Origin of the sequence: Clostridioides sp. ZZV15-6597 (assembly GCF_020657815.1) — a bacterium.
Taxonomy (GTDB): Bacteria; Bacillota; Clostridia; order Peptostreptococcales; family Peptostreptococcaceae; genus Clostridioides.
The window spans coordinates 45,565-56,398 of record NZ_JAGWCT010000016.1 but is presented as its reverse complement, the minus strand read 5'-3'; the positions used below and the strand labels follow the sequence as shown (position 1 = coordinate 56,398).

Annotated in this window: 7 protein-coding genes; 5 read left to right on the top strand and 2 right to left on the bottom strand. The window is 26.8% G+C overall.

All coding sequences use genetic code 11. The features are described 5' to 3' along the window. Window positions 1-81 precede the first annotated feature (81 nt). Entirely contained in the window at window positions 82-960 is an 879-nt protein-coding gene (locus tag KGF52_RS06105; protein WP_227839478.1) for an AraC family transcriptional regulator, read from the bottom strand. Window positions 961-1,114: 154 nt separating this feature from the next. Here KGF52_RS06105 and KGF52_RS06100 point away from each other — a divergent pair, with 154 nt between their 5' ends. The 3 genes from KGF52_RS06100 to KGF52_RS06090 all read left to right on the top strand — a co-directional run bounded on the left by KGF52_RS06100 (window position 1,115) and on the right by KGF52_RS06090 (window position 6,432). After that, window positions 1,115-2,569: a UDP-N-acetylmuramoyl-L-alanyl-D-glutamate--2,6-diaminopimelate ligase gene (locus KGF52_RS06100; RefSeq protein ID WP_227839477.1), complete on the top strand. Its 1,455-nt coding sequence runs from the start codon at window positions 1,115-1,117 to the stop codon at window positions 2,567-2,569. A 296-nt stretch (window positions 2,570-2,865) separates the two neighbouring features. Beyond that, complete coding sequence (locus KGF52_RS06095; protein WP_227839476.1) at window positions 2,866-5,133, top strand: EAL domain-containing protein; 2,268 nt, start codon at window positions 2,866-2,868, stop codon at window positions 5,131-5,133. Window positions 5,134-5,391: 258 nt separating this feature from the next. After that, the gene (locus KGF52_RS06090; RefSeq protein WP_227839475.1) at window positions 5,392-6,432 is read left to right on the top strand and encodes a GNAT family N-acetyltransferase; all 1,041 of its coding nucleotides are present in this window, start codon (window positions 5,392-5,394) and stop codon (window positions 6,430-6,432) included. Window positions 6,433-6,708: 276 nt separating this feature from the next. Here KGF52_RS06090 and ychF read toward each other — a convergent pair whose 3' ends face one another. Continuing rightward, complete coding sequence (ychF, locus tag KGF52_RS06085) at window positions 6,709-7,806, bottom strand: redox-regulated ATPase YchF (protein WP_227839474.1); 1,098 nt, start codon at window positions 7,804-7,806, stop codon at window positions 6,709-6,711. A gap of 303 nt (window positions 7,807-8,109) precedes the next feature. Between ychF and yfmF the strand changes: the two genes are divergently transcribed. Continuing rightward, window positions 8,110-9,375, top strand: a complete 1,266-nt coding sequence (gene yfmF / locus KGF52_RS06080; RefSeq protein WP_227829185.1) for an EF-P 5-aminopentanol modification-associated protein YfmF — start codon at window positions 8,110-8,112, stop codon at window positions 9,373-9,375. 14 nt (window positions 9,376-9,389) lie between these two features. After that, window positions 9,390-10,676 carry an EF-P 5-aminopentanol modification-associated protein YfmH gene (gene yfmH / locus KGF52_RS06075; protein ID WP_227829184.1) on the top strand — a complete coding sequence of 429 codons (1,287 nt, stop codon included), beginning with the start codon at window positions 9,390-9,392 and terminating at the stop codon, window positions 10,674-10,676. Window positions 10,677-10,834 lie beyond the last annotated feature (158 nt).

Genomic DNA, 10,834 nt, shown 5'->3' with positions numbered 1-10,834 from the left:
TATTTCAATAAATTAGAGGTATTAGTAAAATAGATATACTAATGCCTCTAATTTTTTTGAAATAACATTTATAATAATTATTTATTCATCTAACAAAGTACTATCTAAAGGGCTTTTATTGTTTGTATAGTTTTTAGGAGATACGCCATAATACTTTTTAAATGCCCTTACGAAGCTAGAATAATCATTAAATCCACATTTATTACAAACTTCACTCATAAGATGACCATTGATTATTAGTGACTTAGCTAAAATCAATCTTTTTTGAATTATATAATTGTGTATAGATGTTCCAGTATGAGATTTAAATCTTCTCATAAGATAATATTTGCTTATAAAAAATTCAGATGCAATGCTGTCTATAGAAAGTTTATTCTCTATATTTAAGTTTATATAGTTTAATATTTTTTTTATAGTTTCATCGTAAAATACACCTTCTATAGATTCTATGTTCTCTTTTTTTAAGAAAATTCTATTTAAAAATATCATAAGCTGTATGAACAAGGTATTTCTTAGTATTTCATTTCCAAATTCATTACTAGATTCAGAAATATTTATTTGCTCAATAAAAAGTTTGAGTGATTCAATGTCATGCATATTTAAACGTAGTAGATTACATTTATTTTCTGTGGCTATCTTAAAACATTTTTCTAAATCACTAGTATTATCACTGTTTTTTTTCATAAATTCTGGGCTAACCCATATTGCGATTCTTTCATAAAATACATTTGAATCAATAACTGGCTTGTGAATTTCATTATTGCTAATAAAAAGTATGTCCCAAGGTTTTAGTTTATATGGAATTCCTTCAACAAAATAAGTGACATTTCCATCTATAAATATAATTATCTTATTAAAATCGTGATTATGGTATTCAAATTCTATGTCTTTTTTATCTCTGATACTAAATATTTTAAAATTATCATTTAAGTATCCAATTTTATTGTCTGTAGTTTTCATAAAAGACCTCTCTTAGATTATATTATAGAGAATTATAGAGCATTTTTTGCAATATTTCAAGCATTTTTAACCATTCACATAGTAAAAAATTCTTAATATAATATTACATGAAGTGTAATTTTAGCAAAAAGAGTTTAAAGGGAGGAAAGCATTTATGAAATTAAATGATATTATACAGGGGTTGGATATAATCAGTGTCAAAGGTGAATTAAATATAGATATTAATAATGTACAATATGATTCAAGAAAGGTTACAGAAGGTACATTATTTGTATGTATAAAAGGATTTGTGTCAGATGGTCATAAGTATATAAAAGATGCTATAAACAAAGGAGCAAAAGCTTTTATTATTGAAGAAGAAGTAGACATAAAAGGATATACGTTTATAAAAGTAAAAAATACAAGAGAAGATATGGCAAAGATAGCTGACAATTTTTATAATCATCCATCACAAAAATTTAATGTTATAGGAGTTACAGGTACTAATGGAAAAACTAGTATAACTACTATACTAAACGAAATATTAACTTTGAATAAAAATAAAGTTGGTCTTATTGGTACTATAAAAATATTTGATGGTGAAAAAGACATTATTTCTAATTCAACAACTCCAGAAAGTATAGATTTACAATATCATTTTAATAATATGTTAAATAATGGATGTGATTACTGTGCTATGGAAGTTTCATCACACTCATTAGCATTAAATAGAGTTGATGAAACCGACTTTAAACTGGGAATATTCACAAACTTAACACCAGACCATTTAGACTTTCACAAAGATTTAGAAGATTATAGAAAAGCTAAAGAAAAATTATTTTTTAAGACTACTATGGCAAATATAATAAATATAGATGATGAGGGTGGTAAAAAGATATACGAAAATATAAAAGGTATAGATGTTCCTTGTTACACATATGGAGTTGAAAATAATGCTGATTTTATGGCTAGAGATATAAAATCAGATTCAGATGGTGTATCTTATAGATTAATAACTCCTTCTTATGAAGAAGTTATATTTATACCAGTTCCAGGAATGTTTACAGTATATAATACCTTAGCTGTTATAGCTGCTTGTTATATACTTGGCATACCTAAACCAGTATATAAAGAAGGTCTTAGACTTTCTAGTGGAGTATCAGGAAGGTTTGAAACAGTACCAAACGATAAAGGTATAAGTGTAATTGTTGATTATGCTCATACTCCTGATGCACTTGAAAATGTATTAAAAACAACTCAACAATTTGCAGAAGGAAAAATAATTTCTGTATTTGGATGTGGTGGAGATAGAGATACTGAAAAGAGACCTTTAATGGGTGCTATTGGACAAAAATATTCTGACATATGTATTGTAACTTCTGATAATCCAAGAACTGAAGAACCAGAAGCAATAATAAAGGATATACTTGAAGGAATAGATAAGGAAAAAGAAAATTATCATGTTGTTGCTGATAGAAAGCAAGCTATAGAAGAAGCTATAAGTATGGCAAAAAAAGATGATGTTGTAATTATAACAGGTAAAGGGCATGAAAATTACCAAATAATAGGTAAAGTTAAGCATCATTTTGATGATAAAGAGGTTGCCAATGAATGTTTAAGTAAAATGTAAGGTAAAAATTTAATAAAATATATATTTTAAGAATATAATATCAAAATTATTTTGATATTATATTCTTTTTATGTTAGTGGACATTAATACAAATTATGTTAGTAATCCTTAATATAAATAATATAATTTATTAAAATTGTATTACTTATATTAATTAATTTTTTATTGTAATAAAGTTGATAATTTTGTATAATTACAGTAAATATGGAAAAATAAGTATTATCGTAAATTTGTTAGAATAATTAATATAAAATAATAATTATATACATATAGATTCCGGAAAGGCAGGAAGCATGATGTTGGGTGATGCAAAAAATAATAGGCAGGGTTTATCCATAATTGCTATCATAAGTATCTTAGTAGTTACAATTTCCTGTTTGATTTATGGTTCGAAGTTGAATAAGACACTGGGTGAGGAAACGAATCAATATCTTTCAGAAATAGCAAATCAAAGTGTCAATGTGTTAAAAAAACAAATTAATGGCGATATAAAATTGTTACAATCAATTTCAATATGTATTGAAGGAGAAGAATCTTTTGAATTGGACAATATTCTTTCAATACTTAAAAGAGAATCTGTAAATAGTTCCTTTAAAAGAATGGGCGTTATTCTACCAGATGGTATGGCATATACTACAGATGGTTATGTAGAAGATTTTTCTAAGAGAGATTATTTTTCCAAGTCAATGCAAGGAGAAGTAGTCATAACAGGTAAGTTAAAAGATGTAATAAAAGACTATAAAGACATTAATGTGTACTCTGTACCAATTTATAAGGGGAACAAGATTATTGGTGTTATATTTGCTACACATAGTACAAAGTTATATGAAAAGATACTCTCTGTACCAACGTTTAATGGAAAAGGATATTCTTATATAGCTAATAGTAGTGGTGATATTGTTTTAAATCCAAGTAGTAAAAACGCAAATTCTAATATGGAAAATTTATTTTCATATATAAATAAAAGTAATGCCTTATCAAAATCTACTCTTAATAATATGAAGTTAAATATAAAAAATTCTAAATCAGGTTCATTAAGTTATAATATGTCTGGAAAAGGATATTATTTAAGTTATGCTCCAATAGGAATTAATGATTGGTATCTTTTTTCTGAAGTTCCTAGAACTGCTGTATCTGAAAAATCATATGCTATTATAAAACTTACACTATCAGCATGTATAGTTTTAATTGTGATATTTACATCATTAATAATTTATATCTTGATTATGCAAAAAAAGAGCAAGGAAAGATTAGAAGAATTTGCATTTAAAGATAGCATTACAGGAATTGGAAATTCAAATAAATTTAATCTGGAAGGTGGTAAATTTTTATCCACTCATGAGAAAAAGAATCTAGTTTTGATTTATTTTGATATAGATAAATTTAAGTTAGTAAATGATAGATTTGGATATGAAGAGGGAGATAGAGTATTAAGAAAAATTGCAGAGATAATTGAAAATATGTTTAAAGAACAGTCTGTATTTTCAAGAATTTCAAATGATAATTTTGCTGTAATATTTGAAAAAAAGAAGGATAAAGAATCAGTTATAGAGATATGTGAAATTATGCGTAAAAAATTATCTATGATAAAAACTAGCTTAGGGGTTGAACTTAATCTGATACCATCTATAGGAGTATATTTTATTGAAGATGGAGAAACAAATATATCTACTTGTCTTGATAAAGCTATGATTGCAAAGACTACAGTAAAAAGAAAATACTTAAAAGTGTATGAAATTTATGCTGAGAATTTAAAGGAAACTCTTATAGAAGAACGTGATATTGAGCAAGAGATGCATGATGCTTTAAAAAATGAACAATTTAAGGTATACTTTCAACCTAAAATTGAATTATCAACAGGTAAAATAGTAGGTTCTGAAGCTCTTGTACGTTGGCAACATCCAAAAAAGGGATTAATAAGTCCAGGTGTGTTTATTCCTATTTTTGAAAAGAATGGTTTTATAACAGAATTAGATATGTTTGTATTTATTCAAGTTTGTAAAAACTTTAAACGTTGGGAAAATGAAGGTTTACCTAGATTTCCTATATCAGTAAATTTATCAAGAGTACATCTTGAAAATCCTGACTTTATAGAGAAGTTTGAAAACATTGCAAAAGAATATGATATTGAACCAAATTTAATTGAAATTGAACTAACAGAGAGTGCAATATTTGATAATACAAAAATGTTATTTAAAATAATGCAAAATCTAAAGTCTGTAGGATTTAAAATATCTATGGATGATTTTGGTTCAGGTTATTCTTCTTTAAATATGCTTAAAGATATGCCAATTGATGTCTTGAAATTAGACAGACAATTTTTTATAACAGTAGAAGAAACAAAAAAGAGTCAAATTGTGGTTTCAAGTATTGTTCAGATGGCAAAGCAACTTGATATAAAAGTTGTTTCAGAGGGAGTTGAAACCTTAGAGCAAGCAGAGTTTTTAAGATTTATAGGATGTGATATGGCTCAAGGATTTTTATTTGCAAAGCCAATGCCAATAGAAGAATACGAAAAGTTGATATTAAATAGGAATGATATTGAAGGTATAAGTACAGATTAAAAAGCTTAGTACAAAATAAAATAAAGATTTGTAAGGAAAGTGAACTTTGTGTAGTCAAAGTTCACTTTCCTTATGTAAGAACACCTTAGTATAAAAATATGAACTAGGTTTAGAGTATTACTTTACATTATATGGAGCATATGATATTTTCTAAAAGAGATATAATTTTTCTATGGGTAGAAGTTTTTAATTTGAGTATAACAGTTTGTGAATCTAAGGATATCAGCAATTATTAAAGTACTTAAGGGAGGAAAATTTTTGAGTAATATAACAATTCGGGAAATGGTAAATGATGAAAGAACGCTTGTTTGGAAAATTGGTAAATCTAGTTTTGGATTGGTTGAAGGGATGGCATTTAAAAAGCCTCAAAATGCTTTTCTTGCTATAATAGATGGTCATATTGTTGGTATGGCTTCCTATAAAATTTTTCCAGCAAAAAATGGCAAAAAAATTGGATATGTAGAAACAGCATATGTAAAGAAGGGACATGAAGGTAAGGGAATAGGAGGTGAGCTTTACAAAAAAGTAACCATATTTTTAAAAGAACAAGGTTGTGAAACTATGACTGCTACTGTGAAGGACGATAATGTTGCATCATGGAAGTTGTTTGAAAATAATGGATATCATATTATAAGCTTTACACAAATGTTACAAAACTATGGGCTAATTAGTACAATACGATTGTGGTTTAATAGTACACTTGCTATTGCTTCTGGATTTCATTTATGGAGCACATTATCACAAAAAAATAGCTCATCAATTCAACAATTAGGAATCTATATTGTATTAAACTTACTAATATCATTTCCTATTTTATTTTTTAGCAATAATTTTAATGATTTTGCTGTCAGAGTAGGTGCGTTTTTTTCATTACTGATTGTTTCTTTACTTAGTGGATTAATTGCAACCATGATTTCATCTGAGAAATGGAAGTTTATTGCTACAAGAGGTGGTTTGTTGATATCATTATTAATTACAATTTTGGGTGGTATATGGCCAGTGGTAGGTCGATTTTATCCAACAGAGTATAAGAGGAGTACTACATTTAGACGTAGTATGGGGATTGAAGGATTGTTTGAGTGGTTAGGAGTACTACTTTTTATTTTAGTAGTAGCAGTATTTGACAAACAATCAGAATTTTATGAATATATTATTTCCTTTGGGATAAGTTTTTTACTTTTTCATAGTATACCTTTTTATCCATTTGGATGTTTTGGTGGAAAGCGTATTTGGGATTACAGTAAAGTACTTTCATTGTTGACAATTATAATTTCTGTGGGAATACTATATAGTTTTTAAAAGGCACAAGCCTTTGGTTAAACATGAATTTAAAGTTTGAAATAGTAAAGAGAAGTTTTATAAGTTTTATTTTTTAATATTCTATATTTTTTTATTTAAAATATAGAATATTTTATTTTTATAAAAAAGAGAGTTTCTATTATGATTTTCAAAAATCATTTAGAAAAACTCTCTTTTTTATAAAATCTGAATAGCTATTATAATATAATAGAAATTTCTATTATTCTAATTTCTTTATTACAATACAATAGTTAAGATTGTAGATAAATAAACATTTTAAACATTAAATCTAAATAATATTACATCTCCATCTTTAACTATGTATTCTTTACCTTCTAATTTAACTAATCCTTTTTCTTTAGCAGCTGCCATAGTACCATGTTCAACTAAATCATTAAAAGCAATTGTTTCAGCTCTGATAAATCCTCTTTCTATGTCAGAATGTATTTTCCCTCCTGCTTGAGGTGCTTTACTTCCAAGCTTTATAGTCCATGCTCTAACCTCTTTTGGACCAGCTGTTAAGAATGAAATTAGACCAAGTAAGGCATAAGATGATTTTATAAGTTTATCAAGCCCTGATTGTTCAAGCCCTAGTGTTTCTAAAAATTCTTTCTTTTCTTCAGCAGAATCAAGTTCAGAAATTTCTGCTTCTATTTGTGCACATACAACAACAACTTCAGCATCTTCTGATTCTGCAAATACCTTAACCTGTTGAACATACTTATTACTCTCTCCGTCATCTGCTAAATCATCTTCTGATACATTTGCAGCGTATATTACAGGTTTAGATGTAAGTAAATCTAATGAATTTACAAAGCTTTGTTCATCTTCTGTAAATTGCATAGTTCTTACACACTTACTATTTTCTAGAGTAGCCATGATTGAATTTAATAAATCAAGTTCAGAACCTAAAGTTTTATCAGCTTTAGCGGCTTTTTGAGTTTTATGAATTCTTCTTTCAAGAATCTCTATGTCAGAGAAAATTAATTCTAAATTTATAGTTTCTATATCGCGAAGTGGTTCAACAGAACCATCTACATGTATAACATTTTCATCTTCAAAACATCTGACAACATGTACGATTGCATCAACTTCTCTTATATGTGATAAAAATTTATTTCCTAAGCCTTCTCCTTTAGAAGCCCCTCTAACTAAACCAGCTATGTCACAAAATTCTATGGCAGTAGGAACTATTTTTTCAGAGTTGTACAATTCTTTTAGTTTATCTAATCTTTCATCTGGAACAGATACAACTCCAACATTTGGGTCTATTGTACAAAAAGGGTAATTTGCAGATTCTGCACCTGCTTGAGTTATTGCGTTAAATAGTGTGCTTTTACCTACATTTGGTAAACCAACTATACCTAATTTCATATTAATCGTCCTCTCTCTTATTCTTTTTATATTCTTTATATAACTTTAAACAATCAATCTATAGGATTGTAAAATTGTTTTAATTATAGACATACATATTGATTATACATCATATATATGAAGCTTGTAAACTAGACTTTAAAGCAGAATGGTCTAAATAATTTTTAAATAAAAATATTACTTTTAGAAAATAATAAAAAGGATATAATTAAATAGAAGGTTTTTATATATAAGTATATACAATCAAAAATGAATAAATTTCAATTTTAAAATTGATGTTTAAATAAAAAATAGGAGGTACATATGGTTAATACTAAGAAAATAATAAATTTGGGTAATAATATTAATCTAACTTTGATAAAAACAGAAAAGTTTAAATCAAATCTTATAAGTTTGTATGTTCAGAGATTGTTGGATAAAAAAGAAACTACAAAAAATGCTTTGATACCATCAATAATAGCAAGCGGAAGTGAAAAATATCCTAGTGCTAGAGCAATATCCAATAAACTAGATGATTTATATGGTTCATCTATGGGAGCTGATGCTGTAAAGCGTGGAGAGCGTCAAGTACTAAGTTTTAAAATAATTAATATAAGTGAAAAGTATTTAGATGAAAACATATTTGAAGAAGTAGTAGAATTTTTTAATGAAGTAATAAATAATACACTTGTTGTGGATGGTGGATTTAAAGAAGAATATTTAAATATTGAAAAAGAAAATTTAAGAGATAAGATACAATCAATAATAAATGATAAAAAAGAATATGCACAAGATAAATGTATAGAAGCTATGTGTGAAAATGAAAAATACAGTATAAGTGAGTTTGGTTATGAAGATGAAATAGATAATATAACATCAAAAGACCTATATGAACATTATAGAAATATACTTAAAACATCTCCAATAGACATAGTTGTAGAAGGTGATTTTGATGAAGATAAGGTTGTAGACATAATAAGCAAGAATTTAAAATTCGAAAGAGAAGATATTATAGATATACCAAAAGAAGATTTCATAAAACATGTAGATGAAGTAAAAGTAGTAGACGAAAAAATGGAAATAACTCAAGGTAAGTTAGTTATGGGGTATAGAGCAAATGTAGATTATGTAGATAATGATAAATACTATGCTCTTGTGGTCGGAAGTAATGTATTAGGTGGTGGGCCACACTCTAAACTATTTGTGAATGTAAGAGAAAAGGAAAGCTTATGCTATTATATTTTCTCTTCAATAGAGAAGTATAAAAGCATTATGCTTATATCATCTGGAATAGAAACTAAAGATTATGATAAAGCTGTAAAATTAATAAAAGAACAATTAGAAAGTCTAAAAGCAGGAGATATATCTGATGAAGAGTTAGAAAATAGTAAGCTTGCTTTAGTTAACTCTATGAAGTCTATAACAGATAATATAGGTGGAATGTCTGATTTTGCTTTTTCTCAGTCTATGGCAAAGACAAATTCTGAAGTAGAAGACATAATATATAGTATAGAAAAAGTTACTAAAAAAGATATAGTCGAAGCTGTAAAAGATATAGAACTTGATACTGTATACTTTTTAAGAAATTAATGGAGGAGATGTCTATGGAAAAAATAGTTAATGATATATTAAGAGAAGAAGTTTATTATGAAAAATTACAAAATGGCTTAGATGTATACTTTATGCCAAAGAGAGGCTTCACAAAAAAATATGCTATTTTAGCTACTAATTATGGTTCAAATGACTTAGAATTTGTTCCAATAGGAGAAGATAAAAAGATTAGAGTAAATGAAGGAATTGCACATTTTCTAGAGCATAAGATGTTTGAACAACCTGATGGAGGAGATGCATTTGAAAAGTTTTCTAAATTGGGTGTAAGTGCAAATGCATTTACTAATTTTACAATGACAGCATACTTATTTTCAGCTACTGAAAATTTTTATGAGAGTTTAGAACACTTAATTGATTATGTTCAAACACCTTATTTTACAGATGAAAATGTTGAAAAGGAAAAAGGTATAATAGCACAAGAGATAAAAATGTACAATGATGACCCAGACTGGAATGTATATTTTAATTGTCTAAAGGCTATGTATGTAAATTATCCTGCTAGAATTGATATAGCTGGTACAGTAGATAGTATATATAAGATAACTAAGGAAGAACTGTATAAATGCTATAATACTTTCTACAATCCAGGAAATATGGCTTTGTTTGTTGTTGGTGATTTAGATGTAGAAAAAGTCATAGATGTAACTAAAAAAGCAAATAATTATGATGTAGATAAGCTTTCTAAGAATATAGAAAGATTTTATCCTGAAGAACCAGCAAATGTAAAGGAAAAAGAAGTTATAGAAAAGTTTCCTATATCTATACCTATGTTTAACATAGGTTTTAAAGATAATAATGTAGGTATAAAAGGAAAAGAACTTTTACGTAAAGAAATTGTAACTGACATACTTGTAGGTATGTTATTTAAAAAGGGTAGCAAACTTTATGAAGATTTGTATATGCAAGGTCTGATAAATGAAAATTTTGGAGCTGGATTTTCATCTCAAGTAGACTATGCTTTTAGTGTAATTGCTGGAGATTCTAAGGAACCTAAAAAAGTAAAAGAGATAATTCTTGAATATATAGAAAAAGCTAAAAAAGAAGGATTATCTAAAGAGGAATTTGAAAGAACTAAAAAGAAAAAAATTGGTTCATTTATTAAGTGTTTTGATTCTATAAACTTTATAGGAAATAGTTTTATATCTTATACATTTAAAGAGATAAATATTTTGGATTATTTAGATATTATTAAAGATGTTACTTTTGAGGAAATTGAAGAAAGATTAAAAGAACACTTTAAAGAAGAGTATTGTGTTATTTCTATTGTAGAACCTAAGTAGAAAATTTGAACATTACAATGAGTAGCTAAATGCCAAATAGTTAATTTTGATACTTATTTTATTTAGATAGCAAGTGAGCTTGTTGAATATACTTATATAAATTAAGTTAGTAAAAATTAAATATTATTGATAAAAATTTATAGAGAGATTGGTGTATA